This is a genomic window from Pseudogemmobacter faecipullorum (assembly GCF_020539525.1).
In the GTDB taxonomy this organism is placed as follows: domain Bacteria; phylum Pseudomonadota; class Alphaproteobacteria; order Rhodobacterales; family Rhodobacteraceae; genus Pseudogemmobacter; species Pseudogemmobacter faecipullorum.
In genome coordinates this window covers 141307-163410 of record NZ_JACDXX010000009.1, presented here as the reverse complement: position 1 = coordinate 163410, position 22104 = coordinate 141307, and the positions used below count along the sequence as shown (strand labels likewise).

General features: G+C 63.8%; 18 protein-coding genes. 8 read left to right on the top strand and 10 right to left on the bottom strand.

Annotated features, from left to right (window positions below):
• Nucleotides 1-138 precede the first annotated feature (138 nt).
• From H0485_RS11595 to H0485_RS11585, 3 genes are all read left to right on the top strand, one after another.
• The gene (locus H0485_RS11595; RefSeq protein WP_226935692.1) at nt 139-1518 is read left to right on the top strand and encodes an L-serine ammonia-lyase; all 1380 of its coding nucleotides are present in this window, start codon (nt 139-141) and stop codon (nt 1516-1518) included.
• A gap of 265 nt (nt 1519-1783) precedes the next feature.
• Nucleotides 1784-3076 (top strand): adenylosuccinate synthase, encoded by a 1293-nt coding sequence (locus tag H0485_RS11590; RefSeq protein ID WP_226935691.1) that lies wholly within the window; start codon nt 1784-1786, stop codon nt 3074-3076.
• A gap of 5 nt (nt 3077-3081) precedes the next feature.
• A complete protein-coding gene (locus tag H0485_RS11585) occupies nt 3082-3336 on the top strand; it encodes a DUF2842 domain-containing protein (protein WP_226935688.1) in 255 nt (84 codons plus the stop codon).
• Between the two features lie 77 nt (nt 3337-3413).
• Here H0485_RS11585 and H0485_RS11580 read toward each other — a convergent pair whose 3' ends face one another.
• Entirely contained in the window at nt 3414-5927 is a 2514-nt protein-coding gene (locus H0485_RS11580) for a hypothetical protein (protein ID WP_226935686.1), read from the bottom strand.
• Between the two features lie 129 nt (nt 5928-6056).
• On the opposite strand from H0485_RS11580, the gene H0485_RS11575 reads away from it, so the two are divergent.
• Nucleotides 6057-6725 (top strand): thiamine diphosphokinase, encoded by a 669-nt coding sequence (locus H0485_RS11575; RefSeq protein WP_226935756.1) that lies wholly within the window; start codon nt 6057-6059, stop codon nt 6723-6725.
• Here H0485_RS11575 and H0485_RS11570 read toward each other — a convergent pair.
• A complete protein-coding gene (locus H0485_RS11570) occupies nt 6709-7644 on the bottom strand; it encodes a DMT family transporter (RefSeq protein ID WP_226935684.1) in 936 nt (311 codons plus the stop codon). The genes H0485_RS11575 and H0485_RS11570 overlap by 17 nt on opposite strands.
• A 264-nt stretch (nt 7645-7908) precedes the next feature.
• Between H0485_RS11570 and secG the strand changes: the two genes are divergently transcribed.
• The 3 genes from secG (at nt 7909) to H0485_RS11555 (ending at nt 10545) form a co-directional block, all read left to right on the top strand.
• Nucleotides 7909-8340 carry a preprotein translocase subunit SecG gene (secG, locus tag H0485_RS11565; RefSeq protein ID WP_226935682.1) on the top strand — a complete coding sequence of 144 codons (432 nt, stop codon included), beginning with the start codon at nt 7909-7911 and terminating at the stop codon, nt 8338-8340.
• Between the two features lie 152 nt (nt 8341-8492).
• Nucleotides 8493-10136 carry a CTP synthase gene (gene pyrG, locus H0485_RS11560; protein ID WP_226935681.1) on the top strand — a complete coding sequence of 548 codons (1644 nt, stop codon included), beginning with the start codon at nt 8493-8495 and terminating at the stop codon, nt 10134-10136.
• 67 nt (nt 10137-10203) lie between these two features.
• The gene (locus H0485_RS11555) at nt 10204-10545 is read left to right on the top strand and encodes a lysozyme inhibitor LprI family protein (RefSeq protein WP_226935679.1); all 342 of its coding nucleotides are present in this window, start codon (nt 10204-10206) and stop codon (nt 10543-10545) included.
• Nucleotides 10546-10646: 101 nt separating this feature from the next.
• Here the strand turns inward: H0485_RS11555 and mdoH are convergent, their stop codons facing one another.
• The 6 genes from mdoH to H0485_RS11525 form a co-directional block, all read right to left on the bottom strand.
• Complete coding sequence (gene mdoH / locus H0485_RS11550) at nt 10647-12371, bottom strand: glucans biosynthesis glucosyltransferase MdoH (RefSeq protein ID WP_226935677.1); 1725 nt, start codon at nt 12369-12371, stop codon at nt 10647-10649.
• A gap of 2 nt (nt 12372-12373) precedes the next feature.
• Complete coding sequence (locus H0485_RS11545; RefSeq protein ID WP_226935675.1) at nt 12374-13969, bottom strand: OpgD/OpgG family glucan biosynthesis protein; 1596 nt, start codon at nt 13967-13969, stop codon at nt 12374-12376.
• Nucleotides 13966-15213 carry an OpgC family protein gene (locus H0485_RS11540; protein WP_226935673.1) on the bottom strand — a complete coding sequence of 416 codons (1248 nt, stop codon included), beginning with the start codon at nt 15211-15213 and terminating at the stop codon, nt 13966-13968. Before H0485_RS11540 ends, H0485_RS11545 begins: the two co-directional genes overlap by 4 nt.
• Nucleotides 15214-15513: 300 nt before the next feature.
• Complete coding sequence (locus tag H0485_RS11535) at nt 15514-16950, bottom strand: protein adenylyltransferase SelO (protein WP_354002446.1); 1437 nt, start codon at nt 16948-16950, stop codon at nt 15514-15516.
• Between the two features lie 129 nt (nt 16951-17079).
• The gene (locus tag H0485_RS11530) at nt 17080-17976 is read right to left on the bottom strand and encodes a LysR family transcriptional regulator (RefSeq protein WP_226935671.1); all 897 of its coding nucleotides are present in this window, start codon (nt 17974-17976) and stop codon (nt 17080-17082) included.
• A 281-nt stretch (nt 17977-18257) separates the two neighbouring features.
• Nucleotides 18258-18497 (bottom strand): hypothetical protein, encoded by a 240-nt coding sequence (locus H0485_RS11525; protein WP_226935669.1) that lies wholly within the window; start codon nt 18495-18497, stop codon nt 18258-18260.
• Nucleotides 18498-18838: 341 nt separating this feature from the next.
• On the opposite strand from H0485_RS11525, the gene H0485_RS11520 reads away from it, so the two are divergent.
• Complete coding sequence (locus H0485_RS11520; protein ID WP_226935667.1) at nt 18839-19891, top strand: substrate-binding domain-containing protein; 1053 nt, start codon at nt 18839-18841, stop codon at nt 19889-19891.
• 242 nt (nt 19892-20133) lie between these two features.
• Here the strand turns inward: H0485_RS11520 and H0485_RS11515 are convergent, their stop codons facing one another.
• Nucleotides 20134-21306, bottom strand: a complete 1173-nt coding sequence (locus tag H0485_RS11515) for a M23 family metallopeptidase (protein WP_226935754.1) — start codon at nt 21304-21306, stop codon at nt 20134-20136.
• A 136-nt stretch (nt 21307-21442) separates the two neighbouring features.
• Nucleotides 21443-22060, bottom strand: coding sequence for a protein-L-isoaspartate(D-aspartate) O-methyltransferase (locus H0485_RS11510; RefSeq protein ID WP_226935752.1), 618 nt, complete (start codon nt 22058-22060; stop codon nt 21443-21445).
• Nucleotides 22061-22104: the final 44 nt, after the last annotated feature.

Genomic DNA, 22104 nt, shown 5'->3' with positions numbered 1-22104 from the left:
GCCGGCCAGAGCCGCACGCCGTAAAGCCGGCAGCGCCGCGAGCTGCCGACGCTTCCCCCATTGCTTTGGTCGTTTTCACACTTACCTTCCCCAGCAGGGCGCGCCATGCTCCGCCCCGGATTGATATAAGGCAGGCTCATGTTTCTTTCGGTCTTTGACATGTTCAAGGTGGGGATCGGCCCCTCCTCCTCGCATACGATGGGGCCGATGGTGGCCGCGGCGCGGTTTCTCGAAACCCTGCGCCAGTCCCCCTTCCATCCCAAAGGGCTGAAAGCCTCGCTGCATGGCTCGCTGGCCTTTACCGGCATCGGCCATGCCACCGACCGCGCCACGGTACTGGGCCTCGCCGGTTTTGAGCCGCAGAGCTATGACCATGACAAGGCCGAAGCCGCGCTGGCAGCAATCCGCGAGACGAAAACTGTCACCCCGCCCGGCTTGCCGGAACTGGCCTTTGATCCGGCGAGCGATCTCAGCTTCGATTTCGGCCCGGCTTTGCCCGGCCATGCCAATGGCATGATGCTCAAAGCCACCGATGGCGAGGGCGATGTGATCCTCGAAGAGATTTATTATTCGATCGGCGGCGGCTTTGTACTGACCGCAGCCGAGCTGGCCGAAGCGGCGGGCGGCGCGTCGAAAGCCCGTGCCGATGTCGCCTATCCTTTCTCGACCGCCGCCGAAATGCTGGAAATGGCAAAGAAATCCGGCTTGTCGATCGCCGAGATGAAGCGCCGCAATGAGCTGGCCTTCCGCTCGCAAACCGAGCTGAAAGAGGGGATCGGGCGGATCTGGCAGGTGATGTCGGCCTGTATTGACCGCGGCATGGAGGGCAGCGGCATTCTGCCCGGCGGGCTGAAAGTGCGCCGCCGCGCCAAAGGCATCCATGAGGCTCTGCAGGCCGAACGCGGGCTGAACCTTGTTGCGCCGCATACGATCAATGACTGGATGTCGCTTTATGCGATGGCGGTGAATGAGGAAAACGCCGCCGGGGGCCAGGTGGTCACCGCGCCGACCAATGGCGCGGCGGGCGTGGTCCCGGCGGTGATCCGCTATTATCTCGACCATGTGCCCGGCGCCTCGGAAAGCAAGGTGGCGGATTTCATGCTGACCGCTTCGGCGATTGGCGGACTGTGCAAACATAATGCCTCGATCTCGGGTGCCGAATGCGGCTGCCAGGCCGAGGTCGGCTCAGCCGCGGCCATGGCAGCGGCGGGGCTTTGCGCCGTGCTGGGCGGCACGCCGGAACAGGTCGAGAATGCCGCCGAGATTGCGCTCGAGCATCACCTCGGCATGACCTGCGACCCGGTCAAGGGTCTGGTGCAGGTGCCCTGTATCGAGCGCAACGGCCTTGGTGCGATCAAAGCGGTCTCGGCAGCCTCGCTCGCCCTGCGCGGCGATGGCCAGCATCTGGTCTCGCTTGATGCCTGTATCGAGACCATGCGCCAGACCGGCCATGATATGCATGAGAAGTATAAAGAGACCTCGCTCGGCGGCCTGGCGGTGAATGTGCCGAACTGCTGATGAGATCCGGGCGGCCAGCTCCGGTCGGCCAGCTCCGGGCGGTCAGTGCCGCCCGGAGCCTCCGGCGGGGATATTTGCGGACAGATGAAACGGGGGGGACGGCGCTTTATTCATCTGTCCGGAAATATCCCCGGGGAGGCGCGAAAGCACCGGGGGCAGCGCTCCCCTGCCCCTTGCGGCCTGGCGCGACGGTTTTTCCTGTTTCCCCCGCCCGCCAGTGTCGCTATAGGTCTGACGCATTTTCTTTCACGAAGGCAGGCATCTCATGGCCAATGTGGTAGTCGTCGGCGCTCAGTGGGGCGACGAGGGTAAAGGCAAGATCGTCGACTGGCTCTCGGAGCGCGCCGATATCGTTGCGCGCTTCCAGGGTGGCCATAACGCCGGCCACACCCTGGTGATTGACGGTAACGTCTATAAACTATCGCTGTTGCCCTCGGGCATTGTGCGCGGCGGAAAGCTCTCGGTCATCGGCAATGGTGTCGTGCTCGATCCCTGGCATCTCGTCACCGAGATCGCCAAGCTTCAGGCCCAGGGCGTTGAGATCAACGAGGATAACCTCCTGATCGCTGAGAATACCTCGCTGATCCTGCCGCTGCATGGCGAGCTGGACCGCGCCCGCGAAGGCGCTGTCGGCGTGGCCAAAATCGGCACCACCGGTCGCGGCATCGGCCCGGCCTATGAAGATAAGGTCGGCCGCCGGGCGATCCGCGTTGCCGATCTGGCCGATGACGCCACGATTGAGCTGCGCGTTGACCGTCTGCTCGCCCATCACGATGCTTTGCGCCGTGGTCTTGGCCTCGAGCCGATCGACCGCGCCGCGCTGATCGCCCAGCTGCGCGAGATCGCGCCGCAGGTCCTGCCCTATGCCAAGCCGGTGTGGAAAGTCCTGCATGATGCCCGCCGCGCCGGTAAGCGCATCCTGTTTGAGGGCGCACAGGGCGCATTGCTCGATGTTGATTTCGGCACCTATCCTTTCGTGACCTCGTCCAACACGCTCGCAGGTCAGGCCGCGACCGGCGTGGGCCTCGGGCCGACCGCGATTGATTTCGTGCTGGGCATTGTCAAAGCCTATACCACCCGCGTCGGCGAAGGTCCCTTTGCGGCCGAGCTGAATGATGAAGACGGCCAGCGTCTGGGCGAACGCGGCCATGAATTCGGCACGGTCACCGGCCGTAAGCGCCGCTGTGGCTGGTTCGATGCGGTTCTGGTGCGCCAGACCTGTGCCACCTCGGGCGTTTCGGGCATCGCGCTGACCAAGCTCGACGTGCTTGACGGGTTCAAGACCCTGAAGATCTGCGTCGGCTATGAGCTTGATGGCGAAAAGATCGACTATCTGCCGACCGCTGCCGATCAGCAGGCGCGCTGCAAGCCGGTCTATGAAGAGCTGGAAGGCTGGAGCGAATCGACCGAGGGCGCCCGTTCCTGGGCTGATCTTCCGGCGGCGGCGATCAAATATGTCCGCCGTGTGGAAGAGCTGATCCAATGCCCGGTGGCGCTGCTCTCGACCTCGCCCGAGCGCGATGACACCATCCTCGTCACCGATCCCTTCGCTGACTGATAAAGATGGCGCTGAGCTATAAGGCCCGGAGAAAGCTGGCCCTTCTGATCCTTGTGATCGGATTGCCGCTTTATATTCTGCTGACGCTCGGCGTGATTGGCTGGGCCAATGACACCTGGTGGCCCGGGCCTCAGGACCGGATGCCCTTCTGGCTGGAGCTGGTGGTCTTCATCGGCACCGGCCTGATCTGGGCCCTGCCCTGCCGCAGCATTTTCCGCGGCATCGGCCAGGCCGATCCGGATGCCCCGCCGCCGCGCTAGGCTATATGGCTGCCAAAGACAAAAGGCGCTTCCCTGCGGAAGCGCCTTTTTTGTGCCAGGGCTGTAGCCTTGCGGCCTCAGCCGGCGAATTTGCGCGCCTCGGCCAGCACATTGCTGTCTTCGGGCAGAGCATATTGGCCACGGCGGATTTTCTCGATCCGGCCCTCGCGCAGCAAAGTGCCAAAGCTGCGCAGACCTTCCTCTCGGCTCATCGGTCCGCCCAGCTGGCCATTGATCAGCCGGCGCATCAGGAAGGGGCGGGTGAAATGCTCACGCTGCTCGATGCAGAGCGCATAGGCGGCGGCGGCTTCGAGCAGTTCCGGCAGTTCGGTCGCGCCCAGACGCTCGGCGAATTCCTGGAAGCCCTCACTATCGCCCGGCAGCAGCGCGAAATCCTCATCCTCATCCTCGGTCTCAAGGTCGAAAGCCTCAAAAACACCGGCAAAGCCTGCCTGCTGCGCCTGCGGCCTGCTGAACTCCCCGGCTTCCCCGGCCTCGTCCTGCAGCACAAGCGGCGCGGCGGCAGCCAAATCCTGGACCAGATGCGGACGCGGCGCGGCTTCGCGCGGCGCGGCAGCCGAGAGATCGATCCGCTGCTCCGAGATCAGCACCAGGGGTGCCGGACGTACCGCAGCGCTGCGCCCCGCTTCGCCATTCAGCGCCTGGGCGAGCTGTTCCACCGCCGCGTTTTCGCTGCGGCTGACCCGGACCGGGCGCACCGGGCGCACCACCGAACGGGCCAGATCGGCGCGATAAGCGCCTTCGCGCTGGCCCGGATCAGGCTGCGGCATTCCCGCACGACGGTCGGCATTGGTCGAGGCCACGGCGGCCTTCAGGTGCTGAATCGAAGTCAGGCGGCGCTGATTATCGACATCGGCCATCTCATCATCGGCCTGGCGCAACAGCCGGTCGACATCCTCGCTCCCGGCCGGGACCGGTGCGACGAAAGCAGCGGGGGCAGCCGTATCGGGGGCAGCGGTGACGGGGGCAGCGGTTTCGGCCTGCAGAGCCGGGGCAACCGGGTCGATGCGGCGGATCCTGATCACCCTTGCCCGGGCGCGCTGCAGCTTGTCGGACAGTTCAGCGGCAGCAACCGCTCCGGGCGCCAGCCTCGGAGCCGGAATCGGGGTTTCGGCGACGAAAGGCTGCACTTCCTTAGCCTCAGCCTTGCTTACAGCCTCAACCTCAGCCTCAGCCCCGCTTACAGGCATCAGGTGCTGCGCCGCATCCGCTGCGATTTCTTCTGCTGCCGGATCCTGAGCCAGGACAACAAATTCAGGCTCCGGGCTCAACTCGTCTTCCGCCAGAGCAGCCGCAGTCTCCTCCACCGGCCCGGTGGCGGGCAGATACCAGGAACTGTCATCCTCGTCGAAATCCGGATCATCGGCGAAGGGGTCAAAGGCTGCCGGGGTTTCGGGGGTCGCGGGGATCTCGCGGGTCTCGGGGGTCTCGGCGGCCACAACCGGCACGGCGGCGACCGGCTGGGATGCCTCGTCACTCAGCCGCGAGATCAGGGCGGACAGATCCGCTTCGGCTTCGGCTTCGGCTTCGGCTTCGGCTTCGGGCGCAGAGATCTCTGCCGTTTCAGGGGGTTCTGCAAGTTCTGCACCCCGGCTGACTTCCTCTGCCTCAGCGCTGCTGAGGATAAAGGCACCGGCCTGCTCTGCTGCCGGAGTTTCTGCGACCAGATCCTCCTGCGGCGAAACCGCCGCTGCAACCGGGGCGCTGGCCGCAAGCCGCGTCAGCATGTCTTCTTCCTCGGCGGCACGGGTTTGCGCCGATGCTTGCAGCGGATCGCCGCCGTCACCGGCCAGCTCTGGCGCTGCGGCGAAATGCTCAGCCGCAGCCGCGTCATGCGAGAGGGCTGCGCTGGAAGTCAGGCTGCCGGCCAGCGGCTCAGCTTCGGCCACAGCCGCCACCGGGGCCGCCACGGCGCGGCGCAGCCGGGCCAGGCGCGCGGCCACGCCGCCCGGAATGCTGGCGCTGAGCTGCGGTCCGGCGCGAACCGGGCGGGGCGAATCATCTGCTGCCGTCGCGAGCGCATCAGCCACAGGCAGCCCGGCCCCACTCTCAGTCTCCGCAGCCTCAACCTCAGCCTCAGCCTCAGCCGCGCCCTCAGTCCGGGCCGGATCAGCGACGGGAGGCGCAGCCTCAGCCGCGGCTCCAGCCTGGCGCAGGACCAGCGGTTCGGCCAATGCGACAGGCGCGGTTTCAGCCGGTTCGATATGGCTTGCCGCCATTGCGGCGAGGGGCGTCGCAGAATGAGGGGCAGATGACGGCATTGTGGCGGGAACAGAAACAGGCTGATCACTGGCCAGCTCTTCGCCAGCGCGCAGAATCACCGCATTATCGGTCACCCGGGTCTCGACACGGCGCTGGATCTCACGCTCGGCAATGCGGTGCAGCATGGCGGCATCCGGCTGGGCCGGCTCGGCGCCGAAATAGCGGTCATCGGCCGCAAGGTCGCGGAAATACTCGGCAATTGCCTTCATCGTATTGAAGGGCTCGTCAAAACCTTCCAGTGTGCAGCTGAATGTCCCGTAGGATACGGTCAGGATCTTACTGGCACTGTTCATTGACGCGGACCTCATGCTTCTATCCTGACCAGTCTCGCCGGTGCTTTGTGCGAATCCATGGACAGACCGGGGTAATTTAGTGAATTGATTGTGGCTCTCAGCCTGTGATTTTGCCTTAATCTGAACCAGAACTGCGTGACCCGAATGATTGTCGAGACTGCCTCAGGGATCACCCTGGTGGGCGGCGGGCCGGTATCAGCCCGCGACCTGAAACTGGCCCTGAAGCTGGCACCCGTCAGCGTCGCCGCCGATGGCGGGGCAGACCGTATGCTGGCGGCCGGGCAGCGACCGGGGGTGATCATCGGCGATCTCGACTCGCTTTCAGATCAGGCGCGCAGAACAGTTGCGCCCGCCAATCTTTATCATATTCCCGATCAGAGCAGCACAGATTTTGACAAAGCCCTGCGCTCGCTTTCTGCCCCGTTCATTCTGGCGCTGGGGTTTTCCGGCGGGCGCAGCGATCATGCCCTTGCGGTGCTGAACAGCCTGGTGCGGCATTCCCGCCAGCCCTGCCTCGTTTTGGGGCCGAAAGATGTCAGCTTTGCTCTGCCCGCCGGCCGCTTTGAAATTGCGCTGCGGCCGGGAGATCTGTTCTCGCTCTTTCCCTTTGCCAGGGTCTGCGCTCAGAGCGAGGGGCTGGAATGGCCGCTTGATCCGCATGTCTTCGCGCCAGACGGCTTTATCGGCACCTCAAACCGGGTGACGGCGCGGCGGGTGCGGCTGCAGATGGCAGGGAATGGTATGGTGGCGATCCTGCCCCGGGCGCGGCTGCGTCAGGCGATTGCCGCGCTCAGCCTCAGCCCCCGGGGCTGAGGGCGGCCTTACGGGCGGCTTTCGCGCCCCGCGCCACCAGCCTCTCGCGCCAGATCAGATAGAGACCCGAGCCGGTGATCACCGCGATCCCGGCAAAACTCAGCCCATTGGGCAGATCATCAAAGATCAGATAGCCCAGCAGCACCGCCACGATCAGCTCGCTGTAATGCAAAGGCGCCAGCATCGAGGAAGGCGCGCAGCCAAAGGCCAGGGTCATGCACATATGCGCAAGACAGGCCCAGAACCCCACACCAAACAGCCAGAGCCAGCCATAGCCCTCGGGCATGATGAAGGCGAGATCGGGCACCGGACCATCGCGGAAGATCCAGAGCACCGGCAGGCAGAGCACAAGCCCGGCCCAGCTGGTGTGAAACTGCATGGTGACCGGATGCATCATGGCCGACATCGTGCGGGTTACCAGCATATAGAGGGCAAAGCTGAAAGCGGTGCCAAGCGGCCAGAGCGCCATATAGCCAAACAGCGTCAGCGAGGGCTGGATGATCAGCAGAGCGCCAAAGAAGCCGATGACACAGGCGGTGATCCGGCGCGGGCCGACCGCATCGCCATAGATCACATGTCCGAGCAGCAGCAGGATGAAAGGCTCGACAAAGGCAATCGCCAGCGCATCAGCAATTGGCATTACCTTCAGCGCAGAGACAAAGGAGAAGGTCGAGATCACAAGGAAGAAGGCGCGCAGGAAGATCATCGCCATGGCCCGGCGGCTCATCCGCAGATCAAGCTGCATCGCCAGCACCACCAGCGCCATCATTGTGCCCTGCACAAGGAAGCGCGCGAAAGTGATCAGCCCCACCGGCAATCCGGCCTGGGCCGCCAGTTTCGAGCTGACATCGAGAAGGGGTGCGAGGGCACAAAAGCCCAGCATGAGCAAAATGCCGGGAAGAATACGGTCCTGTGTCATAGCTCCCCGCTACCCCGCGGCCCGGGGATATGCCAGGCCGAAAGCGACCAGGCACGCCGCTAACGGGCTCTGGGCCAGACTGGCCTTACCGCGGGCAGAAAACTGGCCTGATCGCCGCGCCGGTTTCTGCTGCGGCCCAAAGCAGCAACCGGGCAGCAGCAGAGCCGCAGCCGGACAGAAAGCATACCGCCGGACCGCCCTCGCCCTTGCGCGCCGCAAATCTTATGAATAGATAGCGCCAGCCTTGGAAGGAAGCCCTGCCCTATGGAAACCGTCGTACTCGCGATCCACCTGATCCTCGCTCTGCTCCTGATCGGGGTCGTGCTGCTTCAGAAGAGTGAGGGCGCGGCGCTGCTCTCGGGCGGTGGCAATACCCAGGCCCGGGCCAAGCCGACCGCGATGACCAAGGTCACCTGGCTGCTCGCAATTGCCTTCATCATCACCTCGGTCTCGCTTACCGTGCTTGCCACCCGTGGCAGCGGCTCGGGTTCGGTGATCCAGGGCGGCGCTGCGCCTTCTTCGGAAACCGGCGCCCCGCCCTCGCTCGACAGCATGATGCCCCCGCCCGCAGCCGCCCCGGCTGCCGGAACTGCGGGCGCTCCGCCGCGCGCTGATGACCCGGCAGCACCGCCTGCCGCAGATGAGGCTCCGGCGGAAACGGCACCGGCATCGGAACCGGCAGCTCCGGCCAACTGATCCACTAATCTTTGACCATAACACACGGCCGCAAACACGATCTTGCGGCCGTGTGGTTGCGTTTTGCTACGGGGCAGGTTAATTCCCGACTCCCGTAGTGGTGCGTTTTCATATGAACGAATCGTCTGTTCCAGAACTGCGGGAGTCCCCAAATGGCGCGATATATCTTCATCACCGGCGGCGTGGTTTCGTCGCTGGGCAAAGGTCTCGCGTCAGCGGCGCTCGGGGCTTTGCTGCAGGCCCGTGGCTATACCGTCCGTCTGCGCAAGCTTGACCCCTATCTCAATGTCGATCCCGGCACGATGTCGCCCTTTGAGCATGGCGAGGTTTTCGTCACCGATGACGGCGCCGAGACCGATCTCGACCTTGGCCATTACGAGCGTTTCACCGGCGTTTCCGCCCGCATGACTGACTCGATCTCATCGGGCCGGATCTATTCCAATGTGCTCGAGAATGAGCGTCGCGGCGATTACCTTGGCAAGACCATTCAGGTCATCCCGCATGTCACCAATGAGATCAAAGACTTCCTGCGCATCGGCGAGGATGAGGTTGATTTCATGCTCTGCGAAATCGGCGGCACGGTCGGCGATATCGAGGGCCTGCCCTTCTTTGAGGCCATCCGTCAGTTCATCCATGAGCGCCCGCGCGGCGAATGCATTCTGATGCATCTGACGCTCTTGCCCTATCTGGCGGCCAGCGGTGAGCTGAAGACCAAACCGACCCAGCATTCGGTGAAAGAGCTGCAGTCGATCGGCCTGAAACCCGATGTGCTGGTCTGCCGTTCCGAACATCCGATCCCCGAGCGCGAGCGCGAGAAGATCGCTTTGTTCTGCAATGTCCGCCCCGATGCGGTGATCCCGGCCTATGATCTGAAATCAATCTATGGCGCGCCGCTGGCCTATCATGAGGCCGGCCTCGATACTGCCGTGCTGAATGCCTTTGGTATTGATCCCGCGCCCCGGCCCAAGCTTGAGCGCTGGATGGATGTGATGGACCGCCTGACCCATGCCGAGGGCGAGGTCCGCGTCGCGGTTGTCGGCAAATATACCCAGCTGGAAGACGCCTATAAATCCATCGCCGAGGCGCTGACCCATGGCGGTATGGCAAACCGGGTCCGGGTCAAAGCCGAATGGATCGACAGCGCGCTGTTCGAGAAAGAAGACCCCGCCGCCTATCTTGAAAGCTATGATGCCATTCTGGTTCCGGGCGGCTTTGGCGAGCGCGGCACCGAGGGCAAGATCAAGGCCGCTAAATTCGCGCGCGAAAAGGGCGTGCCCTATCTGGGCATCTGCCTTGGCATGCAGATGGCAGTGATTGAATCGGCCCGCCATATGGCCGGGATCGAGGGCGCTGGCTCAGAGGAATTTGACCACGAAGCCGGTGAGAAGCGCTTTATCCCCGTGGTTTACCACCTCAAGGAATGGGTGCAGGGCAATCACAAGGTGCGCCGCAAAGCCGATGATGACAAGGGCGGCACCATGCGCCTTGGCGCCTATACCGCCACCCTGACCGAGGGCTCGAAAGTGGCGCAGATCTATGGCGGCACGGTCATCGAAGAACGTCACCGTCACCGCTATGAGGTTGATACCCGCTACCGCGAAGAGCTCGAGAAATCGGGCCTGGTGTTCTCGGGCATGTCGCCCGATGGCAAGCTGCCCGAAATCGTCGAGGTGAAGGATCACCCCTGGTTCATCGGCGTGCAGTTCCATCCGGAGCTGAAGTCAAAACCCTTCGCGCCGCATCCGCTGTTTGCCGATTTCATCCGCGCCGCAATGGCAAATGGCCGTCTGGTCTGAGCTGCTGACATTCCGGGCCGCACCTGATCAGGGTGCGGCCTTTTCTGTTGCTCCGGGGAGAAAACCAATGCTGCGCGCGCTCGCCCTTCTCCTGGCTCTCGGGCTGCTGGCCCCCCTGCCCGCAGCCGCCGCCAGTTTTGACTGCAGCCTGTCCGGCCTCGCTGCCGATGAACAGGCGATCTGTGACAATCGCGATCTCAATGATGCCGATGTGCGCATGGTCACCACGCTGAAATTCCTGACCGGCCTTTTCGGCATGGGGATGCGCGGCGAGATGATGGATGAGCAGAGGCTCTGGCTGCGTCAGCGCATGGCCTGCGAGGCGGATCTGCCCTGCCTGCGCCGCGCCTATCAGCAGCGCCAGCAGGCGCTTGAGGCGATCTATGAGGCGATCGAGCGCCCGCTCTGACCCCCTGGGGCCGCTCACGCTGAGCACCCCTGCCGCGTAAAAAAAAAACGACCGGAAGGCCCAGGCCTTCCGGTCGTTTTCATATCAGGCTATCGGCGCACTCAGCGCCGCTTCCAGGCCACTTCCGCGAGGCTGTCCGCCGGGCCGGAAACCCAGGCCGAAACCGGCACCGCCAGCGCGAGGCCAAAGGCCACCGGCAGCAGCCAGATGCTCAGACTGCCCGCAGCGATAAAGCCCAGCAGTGCAAAGCCCAGCAGGGTTTCCAGCGCGTGGAATTTCGCCAGCTGTTTCAGCGGGATCCGGCCATGCGAATGCTGCGGCCAGCCGGTATCCGAGCCGGTCAGCGCCCGCAGGATGATTTTGGTGTGATGCAGCATCATCACCGGTGCCGAGAGCACCGCCACCGCCGTCTCAGCCAGCAGCAGCTTCCCAAAGCCCAGACGCCTGCCCTTTGGCACGCCGACCCGGCGCAGATAGTCAAACACACCAAAGAAGCGCGGCGCGAAAAGCAGGAAGATCACCGTGCCCGCCAGCACCACTTCGATCCCATTGGAGGCATGGCCGGTACGGCCCTGTTCGGCCATGGCCCAGAGCATCAGCATCACCAGAAGCATGACCGAGCCGAGATAGGCCATGGCCCCCGACAGGAAATGCAGCCGCGACACCCAGTGCAGCCCCGGGGTTTTCAAAAGCCGCATATGCTGCAGATTGCCCTGGCACCAGCGCGCATCGCGCTTGATATGGGCCAGCAGATTGCCGGGCGGGCCTTCATGGCTGTCCATGGCGGCAGGCAGCATCCGCACGCCCCAGCCGGCACGGCGCAGCAGCGCCGCCTCAACAAAGTCATGGCTCTGGATCACCCCGCCCATCGGGCGCGGCCCCGGCAGATGCGGCAGGCCGCAGCAGGCGGCAAAGGCCTTCATCCGCACCATGGCATTATGGCCAAGGAAATTGGCATCCGAGCCGGTCCACATCGCGAAACCACGGCCATGCGGCCCACCGTAAACCCGGCTGGCAAAGCTCTGCAGCCGCTGCCAGACTGTATCCCCGGCGCTCGACAGCGGCAGGGTCTGCACCAGGCCACAGCCCGGATCGGCCACCAGAGTATCGGCCAGCAAAAGCACGCTTTCGCGCCCCATCACGCTGTCAGCATCAAGGATCAGCGCCGCGTCATAGGCTGCGCCCTGGCGCGAGATCCAGTCGCGGATATTGCCCTGTTTGTAATCGGTATTCTTCACCCGGTGACGATAGGTGATCGCCAGATCGGGACGGTTCGCGCTGAGTTTGGCGACCATTGCCGCCTCTTCCAGCGCCGCGCGGCCATTGCGGGTATCCGAGAGCACATGCAGCGAGAAGCGATGGCCATGGCCCGGCGCGCGCAGCTGATCGAGAAGCGCGATCGAGGGCGAGAGGGTCTCGGCCGGATCCTCACCATACATTGGCAAAAGGATCGCGATCCGCAGCCCCGGAGCCGCGGCGCTGGCCCTTGCGGGCGCGCGCCAGAACAGCCCGCAGAAAGAAGAGACCACCGACATTGCCATCCAGTAGACCGCAAAGCCCGACAGGAACGACAGCATCAGATCGGCCGGGGTAAAGGCCCCGTCAGCCGCCAGCACCTCGCCGGTGGTCATGCCGAAGACAACCGCGAAAGGCGGCGGCAACAGCAGAACGGCAGCGCGGCTCAGCCGCGAATGGCTTGGCTTCGGGCCTTCGGCCCGGGCGGCAGGGTCACGATAGCGACGGTCAAGCTGCTGATCCGGCATGGCCAGAGGTGCCGGCAGCGTGACCGGACGAAAGCCATATTGCGGACGAAAAGCGCGGCTCATTGTTACACCACCCAACGATACAACCAGATTTCACCAACGATGCTGACGCCGTCACGCCACAGTTCGACCCGCATCTCATGCGCGCCCTCCGGGGGGAAGATCACCGTCACATCAACGCGCACGCCGCCCGTGGCCGGGTTCGGATGCAACAGCACCCCGGTCACCTCGCCCGCACCGACCGTGACCTTGGCCTCAAGCTGGGCAATGTCGCTGCCGAGCGCGGGATGCGCCTCATAGTCAATCGCAAACATCCGGCCAGGTTCGAACACCCGCTCGCCGGTGCGGGTGGCAATCACCCGCGCCTTCTCGCCCTCAACCGGCGGCGCACCATCAGCCCAGTGCAGACGGTAGGCAAAGCGCTGCTCGACCCCCGCTTCCATCGGTGCCTCAGGCCGCCAGAAGGCGACGATATTATCGTAGATCTCTTTATCGGCCGGGATTTCCACCAGCACGACCGAGCCCTTGCCCCAGTCGCCTTTCGGCTCGACCCAGAGCGAGGGCCGGCGCTCATAATGCGCCGCCAGATCATTATACGAGCCCGGATCCCGGGCGCGCTGCATCAGCCCGAAGCCGCGCGGGTTCTCATCACCGAACCATGAGGTCTCAACCGATTTCGGGTTCATCAGCGGCCGCCAGAGCAGATCGCCCTGGCCGCTGGCCACCAGCAGCCCGTCGCTGTCATGCACGCCTTCGCGGAAATCGTCGAAAGCGAGGCGGTTGAGATCGTTGAACAGGAACATCGAGGTGCCGGGCGCAAGGCCGGGCGCATCAAGCGTGACGCGCGGGAAGATCACCGCCTCGACATCCATGGTGGTGACATCGCCCTTGCGGATGACAAAGCGGTAGGCGCCGGTGACCGAGGCGCTGTCCATCAGCGCCCAGACCACGGCCTCTTCCTGGCCCGCCTCGCCCTCTTCGATCCAGAAGCGGCGAAACAGCGGGAATTCCTCGGGCTTATCGGCCCGCGCCGTATCCAGCGCAAAACCGCGCGCCGAGAGGCCATATTGCTGGCCCTTGGCCACGGCGCGGAAATAGGTCGCGCCCTGGAAGACCGCATATTCCTGGAAAGTGCCGGGGGTCTCGATCTCGCCGGTCAGGCGGAAGCCCGAGAAACCGGTGCCCTCTTCGGGCAGATCAGGGAAGCGGTCGGTGCGCACGAAGAGGTCATAGTCAAACTGCACCTCTCGCGCCTCGCCCTGGCTGACGGCATAGATGCCGATGGCGTGATGCTGATAGAGGCCGGCGACAAACATCTCGGCCTGAACCGGGCTTTCGCCGCCCTTATAGAGCGCATGTTTGCCATCGAACCAGATCTCGCGGATCTGATCATAGGTCAGGCCTTTCCATTCGGGCGAAACCTCGGGCGGGGCCTCAAAAGGCTTTTCCGCCAGCGCGCGGGCCAGGGCCTCGACCATGCCATCGGCGAAGGGCTCGGCCGGGCCAAGCCGCACGCCCGAGGCGCTGGTGATCGTGCCCTCTGCCGCTGTTGTGGCGGTCTCAGCCCGGGCCAGACGCGGCAGCAGGGCCGGGCCGGCCAGAGCCAGCGCAAGGCCAAGCGCATCGCGGCGCGACAGAAGGGTCTGCAAATCAGTCGTCATGCACTGCGTCTCCGGGCCGGTGCCAGCGGCACTGCGGCAGATTTTTCGGCACTGACAGCCAAAGCAATGGGCGGCTGTGCAGGCCCGTTCAGGTGGTTTTTCCAGCTGCTGCCTTTGCACCAGCCCACCAGCCTGGAGGCGAGCCAGACCAGCAGCAGACCCGCAAGATTAACGCAGGCGGTGTTAAACCAGTTGCGTCCGATTTCATTGAGAACGGCCCCAAGGAAAGGCGAAAGCACGGTCGAGGCAGCATAAGCGGCAAGAGCCTGCTTACCGATATCGGTCACAAAGGCGGTAATCCGCGGCAGGGCGCGCGACAGCGCCTTCAGATTTTCGCCCTCTTTACCGCAGGCGGTATAGGCCAGATAGGCCAGGGCGAGGAAATGCACGGCACGGATGGCGCCAAATCCTGATTTATCGAACCAGGCCGCCCATTGCCCGCGGGTCTCGCCAAAGAAGCTGACCTTCGAGAAGATCACCGACCAGCTGAAGGGCAGCGAGGCCAGCAGGATCGCGGATGCGAGGCCGATCAGCACCGGATGGCGCGGCGGCACCGGCAGCCAGCCCGCAACAAGACCAAAGCCGATGAAGAAGATCAGCTGCCAGGCAAAGGGATTGAAGAACCAGCTGCGGGTCGAGCCGCTGGCAAACCACCATTCCGCCGGCAGGCCGATCGCCCCGCCGGTGCCAAGCCCCCAGAGTGCGAGCGACAGCGACAAAGACAACCAGGGGCTGATCTTTGCCGTGGCCATCATCAGCGGCAGCAGGGCCAGCAGCACCATATACATCGGCAGAATATCAAAGAAATTCGGCACATAGGTCAGGCTCAACAGCCCGATCAGATTGGGCGCGGTATTGACCAGCAGCGGATAGAGGTTCCACTGCCCGATCTGATCACGCCCGAACAGCCCGGTCATATTCATCAGAATAACCGAGAGCAGCACCGCGAAGAACGTGCCCAGATGCACCCAGTAGATCTGCCAGATCCGGTAGAGCACCCGACCGGTGCCGATCAGCCAGCCCGCCCGGTGGAAGATCACCCCATAGGCAAGCGCAGAGGCCATGCCCGAGCAGAAGACGAAAATCTCGGTGCTGTCAGAAAAGCCGAACCGCCCCGGCAGCCAGAGCCACCAGGGATTATCGGGGATATGGGCGATGAGAATGACAATCATTGCCAGGCCACGGAAAAAATCCAGCCTCAGGTCACGCTCCCGCCTTCTGACGGTCCCTGTATCTTGGCTCACAATCACCCTCTGCGAACTGGCTGGCTGGCTTTTCCCGGGCAGGCCCGGCCTTCTGGCCGGTTTTGCTTCAGGTCAGGTCCCACCCTGGCGGCGCATATCGAATCGCCACAATTGTGCAACTGCAGCATCTGAAATCAGCTGCGATTCGATACTGCTGCTTTGGCTGCGCTTCAATGGACAAGTGTTTGAAAACACCGGGCCGGGCAGGAATCCGGGCCGCTCGCGCCCCGATTGTGCGGCTTTCCGCCGAGGCCCGGATTCTGCCGGTGCAAAAAGGTGATATAACGCCTGATTTTACGATCAGGTTCCGCAAAAAGTCACATATCGGCCAAAATCAGCTCCGGGCGGCTGGCCATAGCTGTCATGCTCAGAAAACGGCTGACGCAAAGCCGCGAGCAGGGCGTGGAACGGCCGCATATCGCCTGACGTGGCGGCAGCCAGCGCCTCTTCTACCCTGTGGTTGCGCGCGATCACCGCCGGATTGGCGGCCCGCAGCCGCGCCGCTGCGCCGGGATCTGTGCCGATCCGCGCCTGCCAGCGCGGCAGCCAGGCCCCGATCGCGCTGAAATCCTGAAACAGCGCCCTGAGCCCCTCTGGCCGCCCCTCTGCCCAGTCGGCCAGGCGGCGGTAGAACATGGTCCAGTCGGCCCCGGTCAGGGCCGGGAGCAGATCATCGATCAGCGCGCCATCGCCCTCCTGCGCGCCCCCGAGCCCGAGCTTGCGCCGCATCACCGCCAGCCAGGCCTCACGGTAGAGCCCCGCCACACCCTGCAGCCGGTCATTAAGCCGCTCCACCGCCCGTTCCTGATCGGGGTCGATCAGCGGCAGCAGGGTCTCGGCCAGACGTGCGAGGTTCCAGGTCAGGATATGCGGCTGATTGGCCCAGGAATAGCGCCCCTGCCGGTCGATGGAGGAGAAGACCGTGCCCGCCGCAAACTCATCCATAAAGGCGCAGGGGCCATAATCGATGGTCTCGCCCGAGATCGCCATATTATCGGTATTCATCACCCCATGGATGAAGCCCAGCCCCATCCATGCCGCAATCAAAGCCGCCTGACGCTGGGTCACCGCATCGAAGAACGCCAGATAAGGCTCGGGATTGTCTGATAATTCCGGATAATGCCGCTTGATGGCATAATCAGCCAGAGCCCGGAGTTTCGCGCCCTCGCCGCGTGCGGCAAAGAACTGGAAGGTGCCGACACGGATATGGCTTGCCGCCACCCGGGCCAGCACCGCGCCCGGCAGCAGGCCCTGATCGCGCGGGATCTGCTCGCCGGTGGTCACCACCGCCAGGGAGCGGGTGGTCGGCACGCCAAGCGCGGCCATTGCCTCAGAGATCAGATATTCGCGCAGCATCGGCCCCAGAGCCGCCTTACCATCGCCGCCGCGCGAGAAGGGCGTGCGGCCCGAGCCTTTCAGCTGCAGATCCCATATCCGCCCGTCCGGGCCGCTGAATTCGCCCAGCAGATGCGCGCGCCCATCGCCAAGGGTCGGAGAAAAGCCGCCAAACTGATGCCCGGCATAGGCCAGGGCCACCGGCACGGCGCCAGGCGGCAGGCTGGCGCCTGAGAACCAGTTCGCCCCCTCACGCTGCAAAAGATCAGGATCAAGGCCCAGCTCTTCCGCCAGCGGCAGGTTCAGCGCCACCAGCGCCGGATCAGGGGCCCGGTCGGGCTGGTGATCAAGATAGCTGCCCGGAAGGGACTGCTGATAGCTGTGCCGGAATGCGAAACTCATAGCCCCTGCCCTTTGCCTGCGCTGGCAAAGATATGCTCGCTTGCCGCGCGCGGGGCAAGTCGCCTGTCAGCCCCGGCTGAGCCCGTCCCGTCCCGGCTCAGCGCAGTCGGGCTCAGGGCCTCCCCGCTCTCAGGCGGCCAGCCGTGCCGGCATGCGGTTCTGGCTGATAAAATCAATAAACACTTTCAGCGCGGCGGTTTTATGGACGCCTGACGGATAGACCAGGTTCACCGGCAGATCCGCAAAGGAGTAATCCGGCAAAATCTGCACCAGCCTGCCATCGGCAAGCTCATCGGCGACATCAAAGCTGAGCACCGGGGCGAGGCCCTTGCCCTCGAGCGAGGCAGCGCGCAGCAGATCGCCGCTATTGGCGCTCAGGACCGGCTGCACTTTCTGGCTGATCACCTCATCACCCCTGCGGAACCGCCAGGTGCCGGGGCCGCGCATATGGCTGTAATGCAGGCAGCGATGCCCCGGCAGATCGGCCGGGGTCTGCGGCGCGCCATATTCTGCCAGATAGGCCGGTGAGGCGACGATCATCCCCTCGACATCATGCAGATGGCGCGCGATCAGCGAACTGTCCTCCAGCTCGCCAATGCGGATGACCGCATCATAGCCCGAGGCCACCAGATCGGTGCAGATATCCACCAGCATCAGATCGAGCTGCACCTCGGGATAGGCCTCCATGAACCGCATCATCAGCGGGTTCAGAACCTTCAGCGTATAGGAAATCGGCGCGCCGATCCTCAGTCTGCCCGAGGGCTGATCAGATTTACGCCGCATCGCCTCATTGGCCTGCTCCAGTTCAGCCAGAATAGGGCGCAGCCGGTCATAATATTCCTCACCGGCGCTGGTGGCCCGGACCGAGCGGGTGGTCCGGCTCAGCAGGCGCACCCCGAGCGAGGTCTCAAGATCTGAGATATATTTGCTCGACATGCTTTTGGATATGCCCATGCGACGGGCGGCGGCGGCGAAACTGCCCTCTTCGACCACATGCAGATAGGTCTGTAATACCGTAATATCCAAAGCTTTGCCCTCCCGGCCAACACTGACACAGCACAAGGCAGGGAAGCGGGCGGTCTCTGGCCTGCAACCTGCGCAGGCAGAGATGTAGAGCGAGAGCGCCGGGCCGACAATACCGGCAGGTTGCAACAGGCTGTGCGCTGATGCACTGCCCTCACGTGATTGTCAGCATGACAAATAGGGCGGATTCTGAATGAAAATCGGATGCGCCCCCCTCTGCGAGGGCGCATCCGTCGCCAGGCTCTGCCCAGCCCCGATCCGATGGACCGGATCGCACAGTCAGATCAGCTGCCGCGCGAGGTATCAACCGGGCCCTGGGGCGCCCTGGTGACCGTCACCACATCGCCAAAGGCCAGGCCGCGCTGGTGCATTTCCTTCGCGCTCAGAACCTGAGCGGCGGGAACCTCAACCTGCTCGCCAAAGCCAGCCGGGATGGCAGCGTCGCGCTGGGGCGAGGCCAGAGCAGCGAAAGTGCCGGCGGCAAGAACGGCGGCGGCGGTCGAAAGGGTAACAAGAGCTTTCATAACTTTTCCTTTCATGGAAGCGGCGGACGCGGTGTCGCATCGATGAAGCGGATATAAAGATGTGCAATGCGGAACATTAGACCGTCTTTTTCGGGCTCACTGTTCGTTTTCATGGGATTGTCGCAACGCCGTGATCCTGGCGTTACCGCGTCGCAAACAGGCTGAGCCGTGCTGCGGGCCGCCCGGGGGTCACCCCGGGACTGCAGGTTGCGCCAGAGTTTTTTACCCGAAACCGCAATCGTCATCGCTTTGTTACAAAAACGCAGGATCAGCGTTACGTAAAAGCCTTATCCAGTGCAGCAGAAGGCCGGATACCAGGCCTGACCCACGAGGAGAAATCCATGAAGACCGTTAAACTTGCCGTCTCCACCCTCGCCCTGATCGCCGCCGCTGCAGGCATGGCACAGGCCCGCGACCAGGTTCAGATCTCGGGCTCATCGACCGTGCTGCCCTATGCCACAATCGTGGCGGAAGCTTTCGGAGAGAATTTCGACTTCCCGACCCCGGTGGTCGAAGGCGGCGGTTCGGGCGGCGGCCGCAAGAAACTCTGCGAGGGCGTGGGCGAGAATACCATCGACATCGCCAATTCCTCTTCGCGCATCTCGCAATCGGACATCGATCTCTGCGCCGCCAATGGCGTCGCCGAAGTGATGGAAATCCGTATCGGCTATGACGGCATCGTCTTTGCCTCGGATGTGAACGGCCCCGCATTCGCCTATAGCCCGGCGGACTGGTATCAGGCCCTGGCCAAGCAGGTGGTGGCTGACGGCAAGCTGGTGGCCAATCCGAACACCAGCTGGAACCAGGTGAATGCCGGTTTCCCCGAGCAGAAGATCATCGCCATGATCCCGGGCACCAAACACGGCACCCGTGAGGTCTTCGACGAGAAAGTCATCGTCAAAGGCTGCGAGGCGACCGGCGCCTATGATCTGTTCCTCGCCGCCGCACAGGGCGAAGAGGCAGATAAGAAGAAAGCAGCGAAATCGGCCTGTATGGATCTGCGCACCGATGGTGTCTCGGTCGATATCGACGGCGATTACACCGAAACCCTCGCCCGTCTCGATGCCGATAAGAATGCGGTCGGCGTCTTCGGCCTGTCCTTCTACCAGAACAATACCGACAAGCTGCGCGTCGCCACCATCGACGGCATCACCCCTTCGGTGGAAAGCATCGCCGCCGGAGACTATCCGATCTCGCGCCCGCTGTTCATCTATGTGAAAAAAGCCCATATCGGTGTGATCCCCGGGCTGAAGGAATTCGTATCCTTCTTCGTCTCGGATGAAATGGCAGGCCCGGAAGGCCCGCTGGCCGCCTATGGCCTTGTCTCGGATCCGGAACTGGCAGCCACCCAGGCCGCGGTTGAGGCCGAAACCCCGATGGGTCCGCTGAACTGATCTGACCTGACGGGCTGGCCGGCTTCACAAAGAGGCCAGAGAGGCATCCGGGCAACCGGATGCCCTTTCCCGTTCCGCCCCCACCCCCTTGTGCCTGTGGCAGGCGGGGATATTTAAGGACAGATAAAAAGTCGGCGCCGGATCTCTCCCTGCGCCGCCTTTATTCATTTCATCTGTCGGTAAATATCCCCGGGGGGTCGGAGGGCAGCGCCCCCTCGCCTTATTCTCAGCCCCGCCTCAGCTCATTGCAGATAGGGCATCGGGTCGAGGCTGTCGACGCCTTTGCGCACCTCGAAATGCAGGAAGGAGGGATTGCCCGCGCGCACGCCGCCGATGGTCTGGCCGCGCGTCACACTATCGCCCTTCTTCACCTTCAGCCCGTCTACCCCGGCATAGACCGTCATCAGCCCGCCCGCATGCCGGATCACCACGATCTGCACCTGATCGGTGTCACGGGTGATCGCCGCCACCGTACCGGCATCGGCCGCTTTCACCGCCGTTCCGGCCGGCGCGCCGATATTGACGCCCTGGTTCGACTTTTTGTCATAGGCTTTGATGACCGAGCCCGAGACCGGCATCACCATTTTCGAGGCCGAGGCCGAGGACCGCCCTGTCCCCAGATCCGGCGAGGCAGGCGTGCCTGCCGGTTTCGAGCTGGACGGCTGGGTCTTTTCATCCGGCAGCGGTTTCGAGGCCGAAGGCGGCACCGGAGTGGCACTGCCCGCGCCAGGTGCGCTGGTGGAATTACCCGATTTCGGCGGCTGACCGGTGGCGACCGGGATGATCAGTGTCTGACCTTCGCGGATCGACATATTGGCATCAAGGCTGTTCCATTCCGCCAGTGCTTTGGCCGAAACATTATAATTCCGCGCGATCACGAAGGCGGTCTCGCCGCGTTTCACTTTATGGCGGGTCGGCTCTTTGCCACCGCCCGGTGTTCTGGCGGCAACATCCGGTGCGACAACCGGCGGCGGCGCGGTCAGCGGGGTGCTGGCCACCGGCGGCAGGCTGCTGGTTTCGATCCGGTCAAGCGCGCCGCCCGCAACAGCGGTGATATCCACCGGGGCAGAGCCGGTGATCATCGGCTGCGGCGCTGCCGAAACCCGGGCCGGCAACAGCAGGAGCTCGCCCTGGCGCAAAGGATCATTGACCTGCAGCGCATTGTTGCGCGCCAGTTCAGCAGGGTTCAGCCCAAGCCGCGAGGCCACCTGGCCAACGGTCTCGCCACGCCGGGCCTGAACCATCTGATAGCCCGGATAGGACAGCACGCCATTGCTGTCGGCCTGGGGCCGCGAGGCCGTGGCCTGGCGCACATCGTCAGCCGTGCCTCCGAGATTGCCGCCACGCAGATCCCAGTCGAGATCATTGGTATTCACACAGGCGCTCAGCGCCAGCAGCGCGCCCGAAGCCAGCATCAGCCGCAGAGAAACAGATTTACGGGTGACGGCGGATGCCCCGCCCTCCGGGATTACTGCTGTCAGTGTCATCTTCACCGCCTCTTTCTTGCCTCTGCGTCCGGGTTTATCCCCGGCTCTTCGCGTCAGATCAAGGTTACTCGCTCCCAAGCCCTTCGACCAGAGGCACGAAACGGACCGGGCGGAGTTCCTCATATTCGAAGCCATTTTCGCCGCGACGCACCCGGATCAGCTGCTGCACCGCATCCGATTGGCCGACCGGAAGCACCATTATGCCGCCCGGTTTCAGCTGCGCCAGCAGGGGCCCCGGCGGATCCTCAGCCGCCGCCGTGACCAGAATACGGTCGAAAGGGGCCTGGTCGGGCAGACCAAAAGAGCCGTCGCCGGTAAAACCGGTGACATTGGTCAGATCCATCTCGCGGAAAATCTCGCCCGCCTCGCGCACCAGACGACGCCAGCGATCCACCGTATAGACCCGGCGCGCCAGCTGCGACAGGATCGCCGCCTGATAGCCCGAGCCGGTGCCGACCTCGAGCACGGTATCGCGCGGGCCCACCTGCAGCGCCTGAGTCATCAGCCCGACCACCGAGGGCTGGGATATGGTCTGGCCGCAGGAAATCGGCAGCGGCATATCCTCATAGGCGCGGGACGCAAAGACGCCTTTGACAAAGCGGCCGCGATCGACCTTTTCCATGGCCGTCAGAACGCGGCCATCGGTGACACCGCGCGAGCGAAGGGCAAAAAGAAAGCGCATCTTGCGTTCAGCAAGGCTGCCCGGGGCGTCGGTCTCGTCTTCGT